Source organism: Alicyclobacillus sacchari, assembly GCF_004366795.1.
GTDB lineage: Bacteria > Bacillota > Bacilli > Alicyclobacillales > Alicyclobacillaceae > Alicyclobacillus > Alicyclobacillus sacchari.
Map to the genome: position 1 here is coordinate 22,748 of NZ_SORF01000001.1, position 21,762 is coordinate 44,509.

General features: G+C 57.0%; 20 protein-coding genes. 7 read left to right on the forward strand and 13 right to left on the reverse strand.

The window, feature by feature from the left end:
- Window positions 1–79: 79 nt before the first annotated feature.
- Window positions 80–1,294, forward strand: coding sequence for an MFS transporter (locus C7445_RS00090; protein ID WP_134158035.1), 1,215 nt, complete (start codon window positions 80–82; stop codon window positions 1,292–1,294).
- 53 nt (window positions 1,295–1,347) lie between these two features.
- Here C7445_RS00090 and dusB read toward each other — a convergent pair whose 3' ends face one another.
- From dusB to C7445_RS00120, 6 genes are all read right to left on the reverse strand, one after another.
- Window positions 1,348–2,334, reverse strand: coding sequence for a tRNA dihydrouridine synthase DusB (gene dusB, locus C7445_RS00095; RefSeq protein WP_134158036.1), 987 nt, complete (start codon window positions 2,332–2,334; stop codon window positions 1,348–1,350).
- Between the two features lie 69 nt (window positions 2,335–2,403).
- Window positions 2,404–2,634: a TM2 domain-containing protein gene (locus tag C7445_RS00100; protein ID WP_040289042.1), complete on the reverse strand. Its 231-nt coding sequence runs from the start codon at window positions 2,632–2,634 to the stop codon at window positions 2,404–2,406.
- A 51-nt stretch (window positions 2,635–2,685) separates the two neighbouring features.
- Entirely contained in the window at window positions 2,686–3,558 is an 873-nt protein-coding gene (locus C7445_RS00105) for a D-alanyl-D-alanine carboxypeptidase family protein (RefSeq protein ID WP_243834879.1), read from the reverse strand.
- 52 nt (window positions 3,559–3,610) lie between these two features.
- Window positions 3,611–4,285, reverse strand: coding sequence for a metal-dependent transcriptional regulator (locus C7445_RS00110; protein ID WP_134158038.1), 675 nt, complete (start codon window positions 4,283–4,285; stop codon window positions 3,611–3,613).
- Window positions 4,282–4,962 (reverse strand): fumarylacetoacetate hydrolase family protein, encoded by a 681-nt coding sequence (locus C7445_RS00115; protein WP_134158039.1) that lies wholly within the window; start codon window positions 4,960–4,962, stop codon window positions 4,282–4,284. The genes C7445_RS00110 and C7445_RS00115 overlap by 4 nt, the downstream gene beginning before the upstream one ends.
- A 128-nt stretch (window positions 4,963–5,090) precedes the next feature.
- The gene (locus C7445_RS00120) at window positions 5,091–5,570 is read right to left on the reverse strand and encodes a BrxA/BrxB family bacilliredoxin (protein ID WP_424922974.1); all 480 of its coding nucleotides are present in this window, start codon (window positions 5,568–5,570) and stop codon (window positions 5,091–5,093) included.
- Window positions 5,571–5,734: 164 nt separating this feature from the next.
- Between C7445_RS00120 and hemE the strand changes: the two genes are divergently transcribed.
- From hemE to hemG, 3 genes are read left to right on the forward strand one after another with little or no spacing between them, the layout of a single operon-like run.
- On the forward strand, window positions 5,735–6,811 hold the full coding sequence (gene hemE / locus C7445_RS00125; RefSeq protein ID WP_166668912.1) for a uroporphyrinogen decarboxylase: 1,077 nt from the start codon (window positions 5,735–5,737) through the stop codon (window positions 6,809–6,811).
- Window positions 6,808–7,746 (forward strand): ferrochelatase, encoded by a 939-nt coding sequence (gene hemH, locus C7445_RS00130; protein ID WP_243834843.1) that lies wholly within the window; start codon window positions 6,808–6,810, stop codon window positions 7,744–7,746. The genes hemE and hemH overlap by 4 nt, the downstream gene beginning before the upstream one ends.
- Window positions 7,743–9,167: a protoporphyrinogen oxidase gene (gene hemG, locus C7445_RS00135; RefSeq protein ID WP_134158041.1), complete on the forward strand. Its 1,425-nt coding sequence runs from the start codon at window positions 7,743–7,745 to the stop codon at window positions 9,165–9,167. The genes hemH and hemG overlap by 4 nt, the downstream gene beginning before the upstream one ends.
- A 19-nt stretch (window positions 9,168–9,186) precedes the next feature.
- On the opposite strand, the gene C7445_RS00140 is transcribed toward hemG, so the two are convergent.
- Window positions 9,187–10,464, reverse strand: a complete 1,278-nt coding sequence (locus C7445_RS00140) for a beta propeller repeat protein (protein WP_166668913.1) — start codon at window positions 10,462–10,464, stop codon at window positions 9,187–9,189.
- Between the two features lie 185 nt (window positions 10,465–10,649).
- Here C7445_RS00140 and C7445_RS00145 point away from each other — a divergent pair, with 185 nt between their 5' ends.
- The 3 genes from C7445_RS00145 to C7445_RS00155 all read left to right on the forward strand — a co-directional run bounded on the left by C7445_RS00145 (window position 10,650) and on the right by C7445_RS00155 (window position 15,129).
- The gene (locus tag C7445_RS00145; RefSeq protein WP_134158372.1) at window positions 10,650–11,396 is read left to right on the forward strand and encodes a sulfite exporter TauE/SafE family protein; all 747 of its coding nucleotides are present in this window, start codon (window positions 10,650–10,652) and stop codon (window positions 11,394–11,396) included.
- A 59-nt stretch (window positions 11,397–11,455) separates the two neighbouring features.
- On the forward strand, window positions 11,456–12,655 hold the full coding sequence (locus tag C7445_RS00150) for a cation:proton antiporter (RefSeq protein WP_208320792.1): 1,200 nt from the start codon (window positions 11,456–11,458) through the stop codon (window positions 12,653–12,655).
- A 140-nt stretch (window positions 12,656–12,795) separates the two neighbouring features.
- Window positions 12,796–15,129 (forward strand): EAL domain-containing protein, encoded by a 2,334-nt coding sequence (locus C7445_RS00155; RefSeq protein WP_243834844.1) that lies wholly within the window; start codon window positions 12,796–12,798, stop codon window positions 15,127–15,129.
- A gap of 56 nt (window positions 15,130–15,185) precedes the next feature.
- Here the strand turns inward: C7445_RS00155 and C7445_RS00160 are convergent, their stop codons facing one another.
- The 6 genes from C7445_RS00160 to C7445_RS00185 form a co-directional block, all read right to left on the reverse strand.
- Window positions 15,186–15,410 (reverse strand): hypothetical protein, encoded by a 225-nt coding sequence (locus tag C7445_RS00160; RefSeq protein ID WP_134158045.1) that lies wholly within the window; start codon window positions 15,408–15,410, stop codon window positions 15,186–15,188.
- A gap of 100 nt (window positions 15,411–15,510) precedes the next feature.
- Complete coding sequence (gene dtd, locus C7445_RS00165; RefSeq protein WP_134158046.1) at window positions 15,511–15,960, reverse strand: D-aminoacyl-tRNA deacylase; 450 nt, start codon at window positions 15,958–15,960, stop codon at window positions 15,511–15,513.
- 25 nt (window positions 15,961–15,985) lie between these two features.
- Entirely contained in the window at window positions 15,986–18,163 is a 2,178-nt protein-coding gene (locus tag C7445_RS00170; protein ID WP_134158047.1) for a RelA/SpoT family protein, read from the reverse strand.
- A 30-nt stretch (window positions 18,164–18,193) separates the two neighbouring features.
- Window positions 18,194–18,712 (reverse strand): adenine phosphoribosyltransferase, encoded by a 519-nt coding sequence (locus C7445_RS00175; protein WP_134158373.1) that lies wholly within the window; start codon window positions 18,710–18,712, stop codon window positions 18,194–18,196.
- 34 nt (window positions 18,713–18,746) lie between these two features.
- Window positions 18,747–20,786 carry a single-stranded-DNA-specific exonuclease RecJ gene (gene recJ / locus C7445_RS00180; protein ID WP_134158374.1) on the reverse strand — a complete coding sequence of 680 codons (2,040 nt, stop codon included), beginning with the start codon at window positions 20,784–20,786 and terminating at the stop codon, window positions 18,747–18,749.
- A 5-nt stretch (window positions 20,787–20,791) separates the two neighbouring features.
- On the reverse strand, window positions 20,792–21,724 hold the full coding sequence (locus C7445_RS00185) for a cation diffusion facilitator family transporter (protein WP_134158048.1): 933 nt from the start codon (window positions 21,722–21,724) through the stop codon (window positions 20,792–20,794).
- Window positions 21,725–21,762: the final 38 nt, after the last annotated feature.

Genomic DNA, 21,762 nt, shown 5'->3' on the forward strand with positions numbered 1-21,762 from the left:
CTGCCACGGCGTTTGTCACCACCTGACCGCCCGCTTCATATACCGTGGATAACTTAATTTGAGAAGGAAGGTGACTGGCGTGGTGGATCCAATCACCGTCGGCGGCAAACGCATCTATGCAGCCCGGATTCTCACAGCATCCGGATTTGGTCTGCTGTTTGACGCGTTTGATGTCGGCATCTTGTCATACGTGTTGATCTCGCTGTCAAAACAATGGCATCTCACACACACTGTGACGGGCCTCGTCGGCAGTATCAGCTCGATAGGCATGGCCATCGGCTCCGGACTCGCCGGCCTGTTCGCAGATCGATTTGGTCGAAGATCGTTATTTCTCGTCACACTGCTCATTTACAGCTTGGCAACAGGCCTGTCCGCCTTTGCTGCGAGTATCGGCATTTTCCTCGTCCTGCGTTTCTTTGTGGGGCTGGGACTCGGAGGTGAATTGCCCGTCGCAACCACCTACGTGCTGGAGACTTCACCAGAGTCCGTCCGCGCGCGCCGTGTCGTTCTGCTCGAATCGTTCTGGGCAGTTGGTTCGCTCGTCGCCGCGCTTGTATCCTTTTTCGTCATCCCGTCGCATGGTTGGCGGATCGTCTTCTTGATTGGTGCGATTCCGGCGCTCTACAGCATCGTTCTCCGATTCGCGCTGCCGGAAACGCCGAAATACCAACACTTGTCGCAACGCACCTCAATGCGCCAGGCGATTCGCCAAATCTGGTCACCTGGTATCGCCCGCAGATCCTTGGTGACATGGATTCTCTGGTTCGTCATGAATTATTCGTACTACGGAATGTTTTTGTGGTTGCCATCGGTATTGTCCGATAAAGGGTATTCCTTAGTTCACAGCCTGGGATATTCACTCGTCATGACCCTTGCGCAAATTCCTGGATACCTGACTGCCGCCTGGTTGGTGGAAAAATGGGGACGCAAAAAGACGCTCGCCACGTCGATGATTCTTGCCGCCTTGGCCGCACTGGCATTTGGCTTTGCCTGGAACACAGCAAGCCTCATTGTTTTCGGATTGCTGTTGTCGTACTTCATGCTGGCTGCGTTTGCAGGCACGTATGCATTTACGGTGGAGCAATTCCCCACCGCATTTCGGGCGACAGGCATGGGCTGGGCCGCGGGCTTCGGTCGTATCGGCAGTGCCTTGGCGCCGTTCATTACCGGATGGCTATTGGGATCGCAACTGGGCTACGGCTGGGTCTTCGGCATTTTCTTTGCCGTCATTATCGTTGGCTTCTTGTTCGTCAGCCTGCTAGGGCGCGAAACCAAAGGTCAGGCTCTCGAATGACAAAGGCGGCGGGCCAAAGCCAGATGGCTTTCCTCCCGCCGCAATTCGTATCATTACGCAGACTTTTGACCCAACAGTTCCTCGACATAGCTGGTTAAGACCTGCTCCATACCGGGCATGGTGGTCTGCTGATTGATGAGTGTACGCATCTCCGCGGATCCTGGCAAGCCTTTGATGTACCATGCCGCGTGCTTGCGCATCTCGCGCACGCCGATATCCTCGCCTTTGTGTTCGACCAGGAGTCGCATATGGCGCAAGGTAACAGCGATTCGCTCGTCCACGGCCGGCGCTGGCAAAAACTCACCGGTTTCCAGATAATGCGCGATCTCGCGGAAAATCCAAGGGTTGCCCAAGGCCGCACGCCCCACCATAACCGCGTCACAACCTGTTTCTTCAAGCATACGCTTGGCAGCCAAGGGATCCGTTACATCGCCGTTGCCAATGACGGGAATGCGAACGGCTTCCTTGACTCGACGGATGATGTCCCAATCCGCCTTACCCGCATACATTTGCCTGGCCGTGCGGCCATGGACGGCGACCGCCTGGGCACCCGCTTCCTGCACGGCAATGGCCACTTCCACAGCATTGACGTGATCGTCATCCCAGCCTTTGCGGAATTTGACGGTCACCGGTTTGTCGACACGGCTGACGACCGCTCGTACGATTTCAGCAGCATAGTTCGGATCGCGAGCGAGGGCCGCACCGCTGCCATTTTTATAGATCTTCAGGACCGGACAGCCCATATTGATATCGATTAAATCGGCATTTGTCTCCCCGACCATCTCGGCCGCCTGTTCCATCGAGGCCTTGTCATAGCCCATCAATTGCAAGCTGACCGGATGTTCATCCGGCAGAATGGTGAGCATCCGTTGCGATTTCGCACTGCCGTGCACCAACGCCTTGTCGCTAACCATTTCGGCGCATACCATACCTGCGCCCAGCTCCTTGGCAAGAATGCGAAACGGCGGGTTGCAAACGCCAGCCATCGGCGCGAGAATGACAGGGTTGTCCAACGTCACGCCGGCGATTTGCAGCTTCATGCCTCGACTTCCTTTCTACATTGAGCGCATGGCATAACGGCACCATTATACGGTCGCCGCGGTTGATGTTCAACCGCGGTATCCTGCCATGCGCGCGGTTAGGACGAGATCGAACAACCACCAGACGCCGACGATAAACAATAGCACGTGGCCGATGAACAGCGGTGCGGTCAGTCCCCCTACCACCGTACATGCCGCCATGACGATGCCGCTTCCAATTCGTCCGCAGTAGAGCCGATGAATGCCTAAGTATCCAAGGAAAAACCAAAGGACATATGCCAACGCGACGCTTTTGCCCATGCGAAGGCCCCCCATCACCCGTCGTAATACAGGTTATGAGGGACCTGCTTGTCAACTTGCGCTATGATTCGACATCCGGTTGGCCCACGTCAATAGGCGAATGGTCTCTCGATACATCAAACTTTTCCGAGGAGCGCCAAAGACGACGCTGATGATGACATGTCCATCGGATCGGCGAACGGCGGTGGCCAGACAGTACATCGCTTTCGAAGTAAATCCGGTTTTGCCGCCAATAAACGTGCCGATGGCACTGGGTGGGCTGTAGAGAAGCCTGTTGCCATTGCGGATCGCCTTACCAGCAACGGTGGCTGACGGCGTCTGCATGGCCTGGACGATGCGCGGATAACGAATAGCCTCTGCCAAGATTAGAGCAATATCTTTGGCCGATGTCGTGTGGGCATCCGCATGCAGACCGTTTGGTGTGACAAATCGCGTATGTGTACACCCGAGAAGACGTGCTTGTACGTTCATCATCCGGGCAAAACCTTCCTGCGATCCGCCCACCGTCTCGGCGATGCCATACGCGACGTCGTTGGCACTTTTCATGAGCAATGCGCGCAACGCGTCGTCCGCCGGAATGGTCGTGCCAGGGCTGACGCCGAGGCGGACGCGCGGCTGATGGGCCGCCTTGGTGCCGATGTAGACAGGGCTATCGGGTTCGAGATGCTGGACAAGCAGAATGGCGGTCATCAGCTTGGTGGTGCTGGCAGGATACATGGGCGTATCGGCCAACTTGTCGTACAAAACCTTTCTCGTAGTTGCATCGTAGACAATCGCGGCCTTCGCATTGACATACGGGGCCTTACCAGCGGCCTGTGCGTATGGGACGGGCACCAACAGACACAACAGTGAACTGCATAAGGCGAGCAACCCTGCAGCCAGGCGAAGCCATGTCCTTGAAACCGTTGACTTGCGAAACAACACGCCCACCTCACTCGCTTCTCGTCGCGCTTAAGGTGGACGAAACGGGTCGGAACTATGCCTGTTGGTTCGCGATTAGCGCGCGCACCTGAACGCGCGCGGCGATCGCCGGATCGAGTGAAAGGGTCTGGCCGCGAACCGTCACCGGAATCCCAGCTTCGTAAGGCTGATGCTGTCCGGCCTCGACCGTCTCGCCGGGGACAAGGCCTGTCCGATGGAAAAATCGAAGCAAATCCAAATCTTCTTCGGCGACTTCGACGATGCGTATCACTTCGAGCGGAACACCGGTCGGCGCCTCGGAGAGCGAAAGCCCTTTTGGCTGTACAAAGCCATTGCCAGGAATCACATTGCCGTGCGGACATGTGGCCGGATGCTTCAGCAGCTCATTCAGCCGATCTTCCACCAACGGCGATACGCTGCCTTCCAAGCGCGCCGCCTCGACGTGCGCATCCGCCCAGTCGAGCCCCAACACATCGGTCAACCAGCGCTCCAGCAACCGATGTTTGCGAACGATGGCCTCGGCGCGTGCCCTGCCCTCGGCGGTCAATAACAACTCGCGCGCCTCGCCAATTTCGACGTAGCCTTGGGCCTGCAAACGCTGAAGAGTCTGCGAAACGGTCGGGCGGGAAACGCCGAGATAATCAGCCACGCGCGAGGCCAAGACCAGTTCCCCCTCAGCGTGCAATACGTAGATCGCCTCCAGATACGAATCGAGTGCACTCGAACTCAAGCCTTTCCCCCCTCATCTGTTTCAGTCATGCAAAAGGTTGCCCATATCTCTCCGTTCATGGTCAACACCACCTCGTCGCCTGCCTGAAGCGGCCCGACGCCTGCCGGCGTACCCGTAAAAATTAAGTCGCCGCGATTTAGCCCGTACGTCTGAGCGCAGTGGCGAATCAAAGCGGCGAACGAAAACACCATGTCCTGCGGCTGCCCGATCTGAACCTGGCGGCCATTTACCGTCATCGCAAACGTCGAATCGGTCACGTCAGAGAACGATGAGAACGAATAAAAGTCGGAGACGATGGCGGAGTGGCGAAAGCTTTTGGCCGCTTCCCATGGATGGCCTTGTGTCTTGAGCTGACTTTGTAATGCGCGGTCCGTCAAATCAAGCCCCAAAGCAATGGCACCAATGGCTTGTTCTGGCCGTTCGCCGTTTGCAATGGCGTGATCGATCCAAAGCACAATTTCAAGTTCGTGATGAATTTCGGCGCGTCCAACCGGAAACGGCACCGTGTCGCGCGCGGCGGTCAAGGCGTGTGTGAATTTGCCGAAAATCATCGGCGACGTGGGCACTTGATTGCCAAGTTCAGCAGCATGATCTCGATAATTCCGACCAACGCAAAAAATGTTGCGGACGTCGGGAAAGACGTTTTCGGCCCGTTGCCAATATGTAAATCCGCTCATCGCAGCCGCTCCCCTTTGCCAGCATGATGCTTTCATCATATCACACGAGACCAGGATGCCCGTGCCATCATGTTGCCTGATACAAAGAAAAAACCGCCTCCGGACGGAAGCGGTGCGTGTCCAAGTGTTCAGTTCGTCTTTGCCTCGCAATATTTGTCAAACAAAGCCATCAACTTGCCTGCGACAATGTCCGCTCGCGAACCTTCGATGTCGCTGCGGTGAAGGACACCAACCAATTCGCCGTCCTTAAACAGGAAGAATGAGGGCGACGATGGCGGCATGTCTGTGAAAAATTCGCGTGCGCGCGCGGTGGCTTCTTTGTCTTGTCCCGCAAACACGGTCACGAGCCGATCCGGACGGCGGTCGTTCTCGAGAGCCATCGCCACGGCTGGACGGGCGATCCCACCCGCACAACCACATACGGAGTTCACCACGAAAAAGGTGGTTCCCGTCTTATCTGCCATCACTTCGTCGACCTCTTCGGCCGTGCGAAGCTCGCGAAATCCAATGTTGGTCAGCTCGTCGCGCATCGGTTGAATCATCATCTGATAGAAATCCAATTCCAAACTCACGAGCACGCCTCCTCGCACTTTGTCTTGCCCCATCATTATACTCCTCGCGCCAAGCAAATGACAGTTTTACGAACTCACCCCATTTGCCAGACAGCGGACCTATCGTCCGTTTGCAACTCCATTTCGGGCTTCGGTATAACAGTGGATGAAAGCCACCAACTATCGGCCATCCTACGAAAGATGAGGTGGGTGGACGTCGAATGGGGATACATACATTGGTAAACGAACGCTTTTTACAGGCTTGCCGGCGCCAGCCCACGGATGTCACACCCGTTTGGTTCATGCGCCAAGCCGGCCGCTATGATCCGGAATATCGCAAGATTCGCGAACGTTACTCGCTTTTGGACATCTGCGCCCAACCTGAATTGTGCGCGGAGGTCACCTTGATGCCGGTTCGCAAGTTAGGCGTCGACGCCGCCATTTTATTTTCCGATATTATGGTTCCTGTTGGAGCGATGGGGCTCGAATTTACGATTCGCGAAAACGTTGGGCCGGTTATCGCAGAGCCCATCCGTACGCAGGAAGACATCGAGCGGCTGAAGCCATTTGCGCCCAGTGAAGCGTTGCCGCATGTCCTCGAAAGCATTCGCCTATTACGCGCGGAGTTACACGTCCCGCTCATCGGCTTCACGGGCGGACCGTTTACACTCGCAAGTTATATGATTGAGGGCGGACCGTCCCGCGACTATTTGCAAACGAAGACGATGATGGTGGCTCGCCCGGATCTGTGGCAGGCGTTAATGGACAAGCTTGCGGACATGGTCATCCGCTACGGGCGAGCTCAGATTGAGGCGGGAGCCTCCGCTTTGCAGGTATTCGACTCGTGGGTGGGCAGCCTCTCCGTCGGCGCGTTTCGCAAAAGCGTCAAGCCGTTCATGACCCGTATTTTCCACGAACTGCAAAAGCTCGAGGTACCGCTGATTTACTTCGGCGTCAATACGGGTGAACTCTTGGCTGACTTTGCCGAAACAGGAGCCAACGTCATCGGTGTCGATTGGCGCGTCCCACTCTCTCGTGCTCGCGCACGCGTCGGCAACAACATGGCTTTGCAGGGCAATTTCGATCCCGCGATGCTGTTTGCGCCCATCGACGTGATCGACAGACTCGCGCAAGACATTCTGGACGAAGGCACGGCAGCACCCGGCTATGTGTTTAACCTGGGCCATGGCGTCAAGCCGACCACAGATCTCGGTGTATTGCGCCATTTGGTGGAAACCGTGCACGCGTACCAGCCAACGCAAACTGGAGAAGCTGTCTCTGAGGAGGAAATCCGTTGAACACTCAACCAATGGGCCTCTTGGTGATGGCCTACGGCACGCCGCACAGCCTCGACGAGGTGCTGCCGTATTACACCGACATTCGCCATGGCCGGCCACCTTCTGACGAACAGTTGGCTGATCTCATTCGCCGCTACGAAGCCATTGGCGGCGTGTCACCACTTACTGACATTACCAGGCGGCAGGCGGAGGGACTTGCTCAGTTGCTCAATGCAGACGGCGGCAGGCCGGTTAGGCTGTACCAGGGGATGAAACACACATCGCCGTTCATCCCTGACGCGGTAGCGAGAATGTACGAGGACGGAATCACGGAGGCGATCGCCATCGTGCTTGCACCGCATTATTCGACGATGAGCATTGAAACATACCATCAGCAGGTGCGGGAGACGGCGGCGCGCCTCGGTGGGCCAAGCTTCCGCTATGTCCGCCAATGGCACATGGAGCCGCGCTTTCTCGACGCTTTGGCCGATCGCGTTCAAGAAGCCTTGGCTCGCTGCCGCGAACCACAGCACGCAATGGTTGTCTTCTCGGCACACTCCTTGCCTGCGCGCATTCTCGAGATGAACGACCCGTATGTCGAACAACTGCACGAATCCGGTGACACGATTGCCAAGCGCCTGGATCTGCACCACTACATGTACGCTTGGCAAAGTGCTGGCCGCACGCGTGAGCCATGGCTCGGGCCGGACATTCTCGACGTTTTGCGCGACTTAAAAGAGGAGGGTTACAGCGAGGTCGTATCGTGCTCGCAAGGTTTTGTCGCGGATCACCTGGAAGTCCTTTATGACATTGACATCGAGGCCCAAGCGCGGGCGCGCGAGTTGGGATTGCACTTGGTACGCACCCGCCAAATGAACGACGATCCGGCGTTTCTGGCCGCCCTCCGCGACGCTGTGCGCCGGGCTGAACGAGAAGCGGAGCTGATCGACCCATGAAAGTGGCGGTGATCGGCGGGGGTATCACGGGTCTGACGGCAGCGCGGCGCCTCTTGCAACGCAGCCGCACCGACGGCATGGCCTGTGACATCGTCCTGTATGAAAAAGAGAATCGACTTGGCGGCAAAATTCGCACGTATCGAGAACAAGGGCTTGTCGTGGAAGGCGGCCCCGACTCCATGCTCGCCCGTAAACCAGCCGGAGTGCAATTGTTGCGCGATCTCGGCATGGAAGCGGACATTGTGTATATGAACCCGGGTGCCTCACAGACATTCATCGTTCGCAACGGTCGCCTTCACCCCATGCCACAAGGGACGTTTGTCGGGATCCCTGCGGACGTTCCAACATTCTTGGCGTCATCTTTACTCTCGTCGCAGGGCAAATTGCGAGCGCTCGCCGATGTCTGGCTGCCAGCCAGTCACATGGAAGAAGACGTGTCGCTTGGTGCATTTTTGCGATCTCGCCTGGGTGATGAATGGGTAGATTATCTTGGTGAACCTTTGCTCGCGGGCATTTATGCTGGGCAAATCGACCATCTAAGCCTGTTTGCCACCTGGCGCCAACTATACGATCTCGCGGTACAGTCGCGAAGTTTGATCATCGGCGCGATCGCCAACCGCAAGCGACAACAGACGCATCACAGCGGTCCATCGGGGCGCAGTGCTTTCGTGACCGTGCGCACGGGGCTGGAAAGCGTGATCGAACGGTTACGCGACGACATCGCCCAAGGCGTATCCATCCGGACCGGAACGGAAATTTCCGCGATGCGCCGGACGGCGGATGGCTATGAATTGCAGGCTGTAGACGAGAACGGCGCAATGCAAACCGATCGGTTTGATGGTGTCGTCATCACAACGCCTGTCGCAGCCGCCAAAAATCTGCTTCATCAGCTTGGGGTGGCCGGCGACGGATTTGTTGTGCCGTATGCCTCGACGGCGACAGTCATCCTCGCATACCGAAAGCGGGATGTCAGCGTCGACTTGTCGCACGCTTCTGGCTTTCTCGTCCCCCGCTCCGAAGGCATGGCGATGACAGCAAGTACGTGGATGTCGAGCAAGTGGCCTCACACAGCCCCGGCCGACATGGTGGTGCTGCGTTGTTACGTGGGACGAGCGGGACAGCAAGAACATCTGCGGTTAGACGACGAGGCCATGGTCAAACAGGTGAGCCACGAAGTGGGACACATCGTGGGTATCCAAGCCGAGCCGACTTGGCACAAGGTCACACGCTGGTCGCACGCGATGCCCAATTACCTCGTCGGCCATGGCGAACGGCTCCAAGCGCTCCGCGCTGCAATCCAAAGTCAGGCGCCCTCCCTTGCTGTGGCGGGCGCCGGGTATGAAGGTCTCGGGTTGCCTGACTGCATATTGCAAGGGCAGCAGGCGGCCGATGATGTTTTTACAGCGCTGTCCCGACGTTAAACATCGGCTTGGCGGCCGGTTACGGCACTGGCTGCCACCGATCCCGCAGGCCAGCGGTTTGTAAGAGCACGGTGTGTTTCTGCGCCCGGTCGGCCAGCAGCATGTAGCCTTGCGTATAGGACACGAAGTCCATCGCCAAAACACATGGATAACGTTGCAGCCACAGTTCCAAGGACGGCGAGTGCACCGCGAGCCAACTGTCACCAGAATCCGTCGTGCGAAGCAAGCGCCCGCCATGGACGGCATAGCCATAATCCGGTGTCGTAAACACCGCCGGTTGACCTTCGTAGTTGGCCTGCGCCCCATCCAGTTGATCTGTCAACTCACCGGCAACGGTTTTGCCACCGTCGCGCGATCGGAATATCACCACATGTGGCTTGCTCGATTTTCCGGATCCTGTGGCGAACATGGCAGCAAACGTCCCTTCATGTTCGAGAAGTTGCGGCTGGAAAACCCGAATGGCACGCGCCCCGAGAATTTGCTTTGGTGGATTGAGCGTGCGTACCGACCAGTGTCCACCGCCGTCTTCTGTCCGATACAGCGATAGTTCACCACGTGGATCGGTCGCTAGCAGCCACCCACTGCGCAGGTTGGTAAACGCGACAACAGCTTGTGCGTTCATGGGCAGACCCGAGCCCGACGGCAATGGGCCGACCTTCACTTCCGCGGCGGTGGCGCCTCCATTCGTCACATGATAGAGGCGGGTCACACCGCTGTTGGCTGCACCCGTTCCGGCGAGTAACACCCATGCTTGTGACTTGGCAGGCTGACTTACGCTAGCCACTCGAAAGCCATCCGCCCCTAAATCTGTTCGGTATGTGCTCCAATGCGCACCACCGTCGCTTGTCCCCGCCCGCACAAAAGAACGCCCAGAGACGCCGTAGAGATAAAGCGTATCCAGATCGACCACTGCCAACTGCGGATTTTCCACACCGCGGTAAGCCGAATCCCCGCCAAGGCGAAAACGGACAGGCAGATTTACGCCGCGCCAGGAAACCCCCCGGTCCTCCGTGCGCTCCATTTGAAACACGCCGTGCATATAGCCCCAACGATAGCCCGTATCGCCATCTGGCAAGTCGATGTTATACCAAACGTTGTTATGCTGTAGCGCGGCCAGTGAAACAGGGGCCGGAATACCCGGCGAATCCGGTTTTTGCAGCACCGCAGCGGTGTCGTGAGACGGCCGCAAGGACGTTTGCGATTTCGACACGATGGCTCCGGTGTTTGCACCGCAACCGACGGCCATCAAGGCGACGGCGCCAGCGGCAGCAAGCGACAGCAAGCGCGATCGATACATGCGAATCCCCCTCGTCTCCAGTTCGTCTACGACTAGGTTGGCTGGCCGGTGAAAAACCATGCACGCAAAGGGAAATAAAACAAATGAAGGTTGTCAGGCAAGGTAGGTGGCAGTACAATATTCAAGATTTTGGACCGAACATCGTGCACACAGAAAGGACGAGTTACACAGTGCATCTGTCACTCATGACCGTCATCACCTTGGCCGTTTCTGGATTTGTCGCAGCCTTCATCGACGCGACGGTTGGCGGCGGCGGCCTCATCTCGCTGCCCGCTCTCCTGTTCGTCGGCCTGCCCCCTTCGCTGGCACTTGGCACCAACAAATTGGCTGGCACGATGTCCGCTGTCACGAGCTTCACGTCGTATCTAACATCTGGAAAAGTCAGCATTCGTCTCGTCGGCCCCCTCTTTCCGCTCGGTGTGTTCGCCTCGGCAGCCGGCGCCATCGTCGTTCATCATCTTCCGTCCTCATTTCTTCGCCCATTTGTACTGGTGATGCTGATCTTGGTCGCCTCCTATACAATTTTTAAGAAGAACTTGGGTCTGGTCGAAGCGATGCGTACGACAACAGCCCGCACGTATCTGTGGACGGCTCTGCTCGCCATCGTGCTCGGGTTTTACGATGGTTTTTTCGGACCAGGCACAGGTTCGTTTCTCATGATGGGCTTTGTCCTGCTTGGCTTTGACTTTTTGGCAGCCAGCGGCAATGCCCGCACACTCAACTTTGCAAGCAACGTAGGGGCTTTAATCGCATTCGCCAGTGTCGGGTCGGTCCGTTATGAAGCGGGACTCATCCTTGGCGCATGTATGATGATTGGCGCGTTTACAGGATCGCGCTTCGCCATTCGCAAGGGCTCGCGCTACGTGCGACCGATTTTTATCGGCGTCACCTGCATCGTCATCGCGCAACAGGTCTATACCTTAATCCACTGAAGGGCTGTCATTCGCTTGTCCCGCGGCGCATATCGTATAGCGTTGGCGGGGTGAGCGGATTGGATTCCACGATCTTTCGATTTCTTGCATGGTTTGTCGCTGCATTCGCGGTTGCCGCACTCCTCAGGCGTGCACCGTTGTTCAGGGTGCCGAGCCCCATCTCCTACCTTCTCGTCGGACTGTTTCTAAAACTACCCGCACTGCATGTCACACCCATGGACGCCTGGTGGCTGCGCCGGTTCGGCGATTTGGGGCTGTTGTTTCTCATGTTCCTCTCCGGCATGGAAATTGACGTTCACCTGCTGCTTGCCAGACGCCGCGACGGTCATCATGACGGTCCATCCCCGGCCATCGTTGGAACTATGATGTTTTGTGCAACATTGCTCTTCAGCTTTGTCTGCTGCGCATGCTTGACACGATTCGCGCCTGGCAACGCGAACCCCTATATGCTATCGCTCTTGTTCGCAACGACGTCCCTTGGCGTCGTCCTGCCCGTGCTCGAAGAAACAGGTTATCTCCGCCATCCCTTGGGCCAAGCCATTCTCTATAGCGCCGTGATCGCAGACTTCATGACGATGCTGCTCGTCTCGTTGTTGCTTGGCGCCCACGCCACGGACAATCCTTGGCGGGTTGGGCTTACACTCGCCATCTTGCCGATCGCGCTTGGGGTCGGACTTGGCCTTTGGAAATTGCGCAGCATCCCTGCCGCTGGTCGCCTATTGGGTCAAGGAATGGACAGAACACGTGCGACCATCGCACTTGTCGCGCTGTTTGCCATGCTCGCAGACATGACCGGCAGCGAGCCCATTTTAGGCGCTTTTCTGGCTGGCATGATTGTCCGCGGCCTGTCTTTTGCGTACAAGCCACTCGTCGAAATGTATAGCTATGGCGTTGGCTATGCCGTGTTCGTCCCGATGTTCTTTGTGGCAACCGGATATACGATGCCCATTGCGCAACTCCACTCGCAAGAGGCACTGTATTGGCTGCCTGTCTTTGCGGCGATGGCTTTCGCGGTGAAACTTCTACCCGCCCACGTCCTCCTCTATTCCCATGGCAGGCGGCAGACGTGGGCGGCTGGTTTCCTGTTGTCGAGCCGGCTCAGCCTGGTTGCAGCAGCCGCCCAACTCGCTGTCGACGCCCATATGATCCCCGAAATGTGGGCTGCCTGCACCATCCTGGTATCGATTGTAACCAGCCTCGTAGGCCCTCTGGCATGGACGTTGCTTGCACCGCAATCCCCCACGGTCGACAATCGTTGAAACACGTCGAGACAAGAGGACTTTCATCTGCGAATGTCGAAATAGTCAAGGTACGACATCACGTAGGGAACTGAACTTTTGTCATACGCTATAGAAACGAAGTATTTCTAAAGCGCAGCATGATACGAGGCGGTGGCTTTGTGGGCAATGACTTTTTACCGGTGCAGCGGGACGCCTTGACCAACTTGTTTTCCCGCAGCCATTTTCTATATGCCGTGGCACAAGCGATGCCCAATGCGCCAACGGTCTCGATACTCCTTGTCAATCTGGATCGGTTTCGCATGGTCAATGAGCATTTCAGTTATGCGGATGGCGACATGGTCCTGCGCGAAACCGCTCAGCGAATTTCAACAGCCATTCCGATGTCGGCAACGGCGAGCAGACTCTGTGCTGACGAGTTTGCCGTCGCTTTGACCGACGTCGACAAGGACGGTGCAGAAGCGGTGGCCGAACGAGTTCGTCTCGCCATCGCCGAGCCTCATCACATTGCCGGCACAGAAGTCATTGTCACCGCCAGCGTCGGTATTGCGACAGGATCGCATCCCCAGGCGACCGCCGAGCAACTGCTGCGCCAAGCGGATGCAGCGGTTCGCTGTGCAAAGCAATTGGGGAGCAACCAAGTGCGCACGGATTGCGCAAGGCCTCCTCGTGAATTGCCGCCGCTCATGGTTGAAACGATGCTCCGACATGCCCTGCGCAATCGCGACTTGCAGATTTATTATCAGCCAAAAGTGCATGCCAAATCGATGCAGGTCGTCGGTGCGGAAGCCCTCTGTCGTTGGCGGCATCCAGAACTTGGCGACATTCCACCGCATGCATTTATTCCCATCGCCGAATCGAGCGATTTGATTCTTCCAATTGACGAGTACGTCCTGCGCGCCGTCTGTGAACAGGGCAGTACCTGGCTCAAGCAGGGTTACCGCGTGCGCACCAGCGTAAATATTTCAAGCCGCCAGTTTCTACAACCGTCATTCCCACATCTTGTTGAGCAGGCACTTGCTGAATCTGGACTTGAACCGTCTTTACTGGAACTTGAAATTACAGAGCGCACGGCCATGTACGACGTCGAACGGGCGGTTCACATCTTGACCAAACTGCGCCAGATTGGTGTACGCATCGCGATCGACGACTTTGGCGTGGGTTATTCGTCGCTCAATTATCTCATGCAATTTCCAGTACATACGCTGAAAATCGACCGCTCATTTACGGCTGGGATTCAGAGTGCGGTCAATCAGACGCCAATCATTGGAGCCATCATTTCGTTGGCGAAATCGCTCAACCTGAGCGTTGTCGCCGAAGGCGTGGAAACGGTCCAACAATTTGACTTTTTGCGTGACAGCAAGTGTGACGAGATTCAAGGATATCTATTCGGCGCTCCAGTTCCGCCAACATCCTTTCAGCTCTCAGCGTTTATCGCAACACTGCAACCACGCCATCCCCATTTTGTGCCTGACGATGCACACAACTTGGAACGGTTCAGCGAACGCGAGTGGCTAGACACCGTCCTGACGAACGTTCGGCGTCGCCCGCGCTTACACGAGTTGACTTCGTACTTGGCCGACGCCATTGTGGAACACGTGCCCTTGGATCGACTAAGTTTGGAATTTGCTGAAAACGGTGCCGCCTTTTCTGCCGTACACGAGGTTTCCTTGCGCGATGACGTGCCGGCTAGACCCGTGGGCACATTGATACCCGTCGCCAATAGCGGTTTGGCGTTTGTCCAACGCACGAAACAACCCGTCATGTGCGTGGACATCCTCCACAACCCCGAATTTGATGATGATTACGGCCTGGCTGCTGAAGGCATTCAATCGGTGATCCGCGCACCCTTGCTTCGGGGCAACCGAGTCTTTGGTACCCTAAACGTACAGTCCACACTCGAGCGCGTGTATACAGAGGCGGATCGCAAACGTCTGCAACGAACGGCGGAACGCCTGAGCGACGCGCTTTACGCAGCCTATCAAGATGCACGGCAACCGGTTTCACATCTGTATGACGCCAAAACCAAGTTATATCATCGCGCATTTCTCGTCGAACTGCTCACTGCAGACGCCCCCTCGGCGTGGCTGTCGCAAGCGGTACAGCGACCGTTTTCGGAGTGGACCACGGCGACAGCCGTTGTGGTCTCAATCGCCAACCACGAAAACATGGACCTGTTGGAGGGCGAGCAAGCCGTCGCGTACATTGGACAGTGCTGGTCCACCCACGCGGTTCCCAATGCTGTGGCCATACGGATGGGGGCGAATGAAGTACTCGTTCTCGCCTTCGATCAGCCGAGTCTGTCGGTGACGCATTTTTTGCATCAATTGCGTTCACATATTCAATTGCTGAATGTACGGGCGGATCGACTGGGAGACGCCAGTCAGCGCCTGGAAGTGTATACAGGCCAAGCGACAGGAGACTGGCGTGCGTTTTGGAGGGTGTATGCAGATGCCAGAGAACAAGCTTTGGCCCTGCAACGCGCAAACGGATAGTGCGGCAACCCCGAAGCGGTGTCAAATGCGAGTTGTACTATATAACGTGAAACGGATTACGATTTTGGATGAAGGGCTTTGAACTGATTGATTGCGTGGCATTTCGGACACTGGAGCTCAATCGCCATTTCAACATAGTTGCCGGTCGTTCCAGTGACCGAGATGGACGCATCGACCTCGTTGCCGTGTGCGACTACGATTCCACCAAAGATATGGCCCGCAAACGGCATGATGTGTCCGCATGCATAGCAGGTATGCGTGGCGTGAATCTCGTTCTCCATAACTCCATCTCCCCCCACCCTATCGTCCACCACAGACGGCACCGCTATGCTGGAGGTCGTTTCCTCACCTATGTGATGCTGGGGAGGTCGGGAGATGGATCTAAAACACCTTTTTACTGTCGAGCAACAATGTGACCGGCCCGTCGTTCACGAGATGCACTTGCATCATCGCGCGAAACTGGCCTGTCTCGACATGGACGTCGCGATCGCGCAACAATTGATTAAACCTGTTGTACAAGTCGACTGCGACGTCAGGCGCTGCCGCCTCTGCGTAACTCGGCCGTCTGCCCTTTCGGGCATCGCCGTAGAGCGTGAACTGGCTCACAGAGAGAATGGAGCCGCCGGCCTCGCGCACATCGCGGTTCAATTTGCCCTCTGTGTCCGGGAAGATGCGGAGCCCGACAATTTTATCCGCCAGATAAACGGCATCCTCTTCCGTATCGCCCTTGCTCACGCCGACCAACAACACGAGTCCGCCCGCGATCTGCCCGACGATCTCGCCTTCAACCTCGACTCGCGCTGGACCGCTTCGCTGTACCACTACGCGCATACCGCTCCTCCTTGCCAAATCTTCGTCACTGAATCATGCGCCGGACACTGTACATGTCCTTGATCCGCTTTAAACGCTCGACTACGGAGCGGAGGTGATCCAAATTGCGAATGCGGATACTCATATGGATATGTGCAACCTTTTTGGCATCGGCTCGCGCACTGACCGCCGTGATATCCGTTTTCGTCTCGGCGACGGCATTGAGTACCTCGTTGACAAGACCGTGCCTGTCGAGTGCTGTGACTTCAATTTCAGCGTTGTATGACCAGTCCTTGCTCGTCGCCCACTCAACTTCCAATGTTCGCGTCTGAGCCGCTGACAGTGCGGCAACATTTGGACAATCAACGCGGTGAACCGAAACACCACGCCCACGTGTGATGAATCCGACGATATCGTCACCAGGGACAGGATTGCAACAACGCGCAAAGCGAATGAGTACGTTATCGACGCCCTTAACCCGCACACCCGTATCCGATGGCTTCGCCTGCCCCTTGGTGATGGACATCGAATCAACCGGCTTCTCTTCGAGGGAACGGCGGTATACTTCGACGAGGCGCGTGACAACCTGTGCCGCGCTCAACCCTCCATAACCGACGGCAGCGTAGAGATCTTCCTCACGGGAGAAGCTAAACTTGTGCATCACTTCGGTAAGACCTGCGGCGGTCAACAACTGCTTCGGCTCCAGGCGCTGACGGACGATCTCACGCTCAATCTGCTCACGCCCGCGCGCAACGTTCTCCTCTCGCTTTTCCCGTTTAAACCACTGCCTAATCTTGCTCTTTGACTGGGACGATTGTACAATTTTCAACCAATCGCGGCTCGGCCCATACGAGTGCTTACTGGTGATCACCTCGACAATATCGCCAGTGCGCAGGCGGTAGTCGAGGGGCACCATCTTGCCGTTGACTTTCGCGCCGATGCAGTGATTGCCAATGTCCGTGTGGATGCGATACGCGAAATCAATGGGCACGGAACCGGCAGGCAGCTCGATCACGTCGCCCTTCGGTGTGAACACAAACACCTGATCCGAAAACAAATCGATTTTTAGTGTCTCCATGAATTCCTGGGCGTCGCGAAAATCCTGCTGCCATTCAAGCACCTCGCGAAACCAGGCCAATTTCTTCGCAAAATCGTCCTCGACCCTGCGCGATCCCGACTCCTTATAGACCCAATGCGCCGCGATTCCGTATTCTGCCGTCTGGTGCATTTCCCACGTGCGAATTTGAATTTCAAGCGGTTCGCCATTCGGGCCAATGACTGTCGTATGCAAGCTTTGATACATATTCGCTTTCGGCATCGCGATATAGTCTTTGAACCGCCCGGGCATCGGCTTCCACATGGTGTGAACCACACCAAGCACGCCGTAACAATCCTTGATGCTCTCCACAGTGACGCGAATGGCAAAAAGGTCGTAAATTTCATTAAACTCCTTATGCTGCGTGGTCATCTTGCGATAGATACTGTAAATGTGTTTTGCACGACCGCTCACTTCTGCTTTGAGATGGAGCTCGCCCAGCTTCTGGCGCAGCACGTCCATCACGCCTTCAATAAACTGCTCGCGCTCCTGTCGCTTACGCGCCATTAAATTGACAATGCGATAATACTGTTGCGGATTCAGATACCGCAGCGAAATATCTTCCAATTCCCACTTCATTGTGTTAATCCCAAGCCGATGGGCCAGCGGAGCAAAGATTTCAAGCGTCTCGCGCGCTTTCCGCATCTGTGTCTCAGGGGTTTGGTAGCGCAGCGTGCGCATGTTGTGCAACCGATCCGCCAATTTGATGATGAGAACACGGATGTCCCGTGCCATCGCCATGAACATTTTGCGCAGATTCTCGGCCTGCTGTTCCTCGCGCGAATCGAAGCGAATTCGCTTTAGTTTTGTCACGCCGTCGACGAGGGACGCCACTTCGGCTCCAAACGTCTGCACGATGTTCGAGTCCGTCACCGGCGTATCCTCGACCACATCATGCAACAAGGCCGCGACGACGGCGGTCGCGTCAAGCTGCAAATCTGCAAGAATATACGCGACTGCCAGCGGGTGCGTGATATACGGTTCGCCGGACATGCGCACCTGACCCTCATGCGCGCGCCTGGCAAACTCGTAGGCCTGACGCACCTCATCCAGTTCTTCCTGGCTGCAGTACGACGCTAACTTTTCACACAAGCCGTCTATCGACTGATCCTTCGTTTGCTCCGTCATGGCAGTCACCTCCCGTCGACCCAAGCCACCTCATGACTCGTATTGGACCAGCGTATGAATCGGAATGTCACCCAAGCGTGAACGCCCTTCTAAGGCCTTTAGTTCAATGAAAAAAGCAGCCCCGACAACTTCTCCACCCAATTTGCGAACCAGTTCGATGGTCGCGCTCATCGTTCCCCCAGTCGCGAGTAAGTCGTCCGCAACGACGACACGTTGCCCCTTCTGAATGGCATCACTATGAATTTCAAGCCTATCCTGACCATATTCTAAGTCGTACGTCACGGACACCGTGGTATACGGCAATTTGCCCGGTTTGCGAACGGGCACGAAACCAAGTCCCAGCGTCGCGGCAAGCGGTGCGCCCACGACATAGCCACGAGCCTCTGGCCCTGCGATCACGTCGGCGCCCCACGCCCGCACGCGCTCCGCGAGTTCAGCAATCGCCTGCTGATAGACCGAACCATTGCCCAAAAGCGGTGTGATGTCGCGAAACAAGATGCCCGGCTTTGGAAAGTCCGGAACATCGCGAATCCAATCTCGATATTGGATGGTCAACACGTTCTCTCCTCTACGCCCTTTGCTGTCACTCGCCCAAGCCCGAGCCTGTCCACTCTGCATCGTCCAGTGGAGACAAATGCTCGCGCACGAGTGACTGGTATGTCATCGCATCGCGCAAATCGCGTTTTTTCCCCTCTATGACATGATACGCACCATCGCGCTCAGCGGCAAATCCCAATTCGACAAATGTCGCCAAAATCGCGGCAAGTTCCTGTGGCGCACAGACTTCGCCGCGATCGCGCAGAGCATGAAGCAAAGCTTGTACCCCCGTGACTCCCTGCCGCAACAACCGATACACTGCGGCGAAGCGCGATCGCAACACCGGCGCATCAAGCACCCATCCCCGGCGGACGAGCAACTGTGCAGTGCGCCGCCCTTGCCACACGTTCTCCTCGATCTCGACCAAGAATGCGCACACTTGCGGCAGCCCGCTTTCCAACCTAGCAGCCGCGAGAGGCGGCACCTGAAACCAGACCGCGTCTTGTTCGACGCCGCCCTCCACAAGCCGCAGCCGCAGATGCGATCCATTTCCCAACTTCGTCGCCTGACGGACTTCGACAGGCCCAACGAACAATTGCAAAGGTTCGTTCTCGGGCCCAAACGGTGCAAACCGCTGTGCCCAATCAAGTAACTCGAGCCCATGTTCCGACAACGGCAGATAGTCGTCCGCAATCATGTTCTCGGACGAGACTGCGTCGACATCGCGCGTCTCCGCGCGCAAATCCGCCACCGCTCGTGCGAACGCTATTCGAAAATCCGCCAGGTGTGTCATCTGCAGGCCGCAGCCTATCGCCGCATCGTGACCGCCAAAGTGGCTGAGATAGGGTGCGCAGAGAGCCACTGCCGAGTGCAAGGAGATGCCTGCAGGTGCACGGCCTGACCCGCGCAACAGGCCGTCCTCCATTTGCGCAAGCGCGATCGCCGGGCAGCCAAAGTGGTTGACCAACTTGGCGGCGACGATGCCGACAACACCTAACGGCCACTCGCCGCAAGCGACGACCGCATCTGGACTTGGCCCATAGATAGACTCGACTTGCGCGATGGCCTCTTGCGTGGCTCGCTCCGTCGCCTGCCTGCGCTGGACGTTTAACCGCTCGATCTCGTCAGCGAGATCGGCAGCCTGTGACCGTTGTTCGGCCATGAGCAAAGAGAATGCCGTACCTGCATGCGCCATGCGCCCGGCGGCATTCACACGCGGCCCAATCCGCCATGAGATGTCGCTTACGGACAGCTTGCTCACATCGACTCTGGCTCGCTCACAGAGCAACAGCCAGCCAGGGCGCTGGCACGAGCGCAAGGCCATGAGTCCTTCTCGGACGAGCCTCCGATTTTCGCCCCGCATGGGCATCATATCACTCACCGCGCCAAGCGCCGCCAGACCCATGAGCCATGCCTCGTGAAATTGCGCGGGCGTGCTTCCAGGTCGCCGCGGATCGACCGCTTGCATGGCCTGTGTCAGCTTCCAAGCGACACCTGCTCCTGACAGCGCACGAGCCCGCTCCGGATCGGCGTGACGGCTGTAGTGAACGACGGCGAATGCAGATGTGAGAAGCTCGTCGACAGGTTCATGATGATCTGTGACAATCACGTCGATATCGATTTTCCCAGCTGCTTCGAGCGCCGCCTGTGCCCGGATGCCATTGTCCACCGTGACAATTAAGGTGCCACCAAGCTGGTGCGCACGCTCGACCAGCGGTGGTGCAAGTCCGTATCCGTCTGCCACCCGCTCTGGTATGATGCAATGCCAATGGGCTCCGCGCGCCTCAAGTTCACTCGCGAGAATGGCACTCGCCGTGACCCCATCCACATCGTAATCCCCGACAATCACAATTTGTTCACGATCGCGAACGGCAGCAAGGATGCGATCGACGGCGCCGCGCATGTCGAGAAAGTCGAAAGGGTCCGTCCACGCCTCACGCGCAAACAAAAATCGCCGCGCCTCGTCTTCGCCGACAATATTACGGGCCAACAGCCAACGCGCAACTCGGGTCGGCAGTCCCAGACGCTCTGCCAAACAAGCGGCGTCCTCGTTTGGCACGCCAGCGGCCTTCCACAACGGTTGCATCGTACTCACAATTCCTGATCCTTTCTCACTCGCTCGTCCCCCGCCTCGTACGGGTTCACGTGAACAAACACGTCCTGAACGCGCGCGAATTTCTCACGCAAAACACGGCGAACTGTTGCCGCAATGTCGTGACCTGCAAACACTGTGATGTCCCCATCCACCGCGATCTCGATGTCGACAATCACGTACTGGCCGTGATCGCGCACGCGCAGTTCGTCGATGGCACGCACGCCCGGCACCTGCAGCACCTGCTCGCGATACGGATGCAAGGCGTCCTCTTCCAGCACGACCCTATCCATCAGACTCTGCAGCGAATCTTGCGCAATATGGACAGCCATCTTGAGAACGAGACATGCCACCAACAGACCGGCGGCAGTATCCATGTACATTAGCCATCGCATACCCAGCCGTTCTCCGATGATGGCCAAGAGAATGCCAATCAGCGCCGCCAAGGACGAATAAACGTCGGAGCGGTGATCGTACGCTTGCGCCATGAGGCTCTTACTTTGCAAGCGGCGGCCGATCCGCACGTTATATCGAAAGAGCAGTTCCTTGACCACGATGGCGGCGAAGGCCATTTCGGCCGCTGCCATTTCAGGAACTTTGGGGGGCTTGAAGAACGAGGAAATCGACGAGACGCTCACGTCGATGGCGGCGGCGATAAGGAGCCCTGCCACGACGATTGATGCGATCAACTCCGCCTTGCCGTGGCCATATGGATGATCCTCGTCAGGGGGTTTCCGGGCGATCCGAAGCCCGATGATGACGGCCAAGGAGCCGACGAGATCAGAAGCTGAGTGGACTGCGTCGGCAATGAGCGCGTCACTGTGTGCCATTGCACCAACGAGCCCCTTCGCGACCGTGAGGGCGACGTTAAAGCCCGCATTGGCGTACGCGATTCGAGTTCCTTGACGCGCAAGTCTGGTTGTTGCATCCACTGCCGATCTCGTCCTTTCCACCGTTAGCGGTGTGCGTG

Coding starts and splice junctions, on each gene's coding strand:
- recJ (WP_134158374.1), bottom strand. CDS start 20,786: ATGCAACCGTTGTGGAAGGCCGCTGGCGTGCCAAACGAGGACGCCGCT.
- C7445_RS00160 (WP_134158045.1), bottom strand. CDS start 15,410: ATGGAGAACGAGATTCACGCCACGCATACCTGCTATGCATGCGGACAC.
- C7445_RS00120 (WP_424922974.1), bottom strand. CDS start 5,570: ATGATGGGGCAAGACAAAGTGCGAGGAGGCGTGCTCGTGAGTTTGGAA.
- C7445_RS00145 (WP_134158372.1), top strand. CDS start 10,650: ATGACCGTCATCACCTTGGCCGTTTCTGGATTTGTCGCAGCCTTCATC.
- C7445_RS00100 (WP_040289042.1), bottom strand. CDS start 2,634: ATGGGCAAAAGCGTCGCGTTGGCATATGTCCTTTGGTTTTTCCTTGGA.
- dtd (WP_134158046.1), bottom strand. CDS start 15,960: ATGCGCGTAGTGGTACAGCGAAGCGGTCCAGCGCGAGTCGAGGTTGAA.
- C7445_RS00115 (WP_134158039.1), bottom strand. CDS start 4,962: ATGAGCGGATTTACATATTGGCAACGGGCCGAAAACGTCTTTCCCGAC.
- C7445_RS00170 (WP_134158047.1), bottom strand. CDS start 18,163: ATGACGGAGCAAACGAAGGATCAGTCGATAGACGGCTTGTGTGAAAAG.
- hemG (WP_134158041.1), top strand. CDS start 7,743: ATGAAAGTGGCGGTGATCGGCGGGGGTATCACGGGTCTGACGGCAGCG.
- C7445_RS00140 (WP_166668913.1), bottom strand. CDS start 10,464: ATGTATCGATCGCGCTTGCTGTCGCTTGCTGCCGCTGGCGCCGTCGCC.
- hemE (WP_166668912.1), top strand. CDS start 5,735: ATGGGGATACATACATTGGTAAACGAACGCTTTTTACAGGCTTGCCGG.
- dusB (WP_134158036.1), bottom strand. CDS start 2,334: ATGAAGCTGCAAATCGCCGGCGTGACGTTGGACAACCCTGTCATTCTC.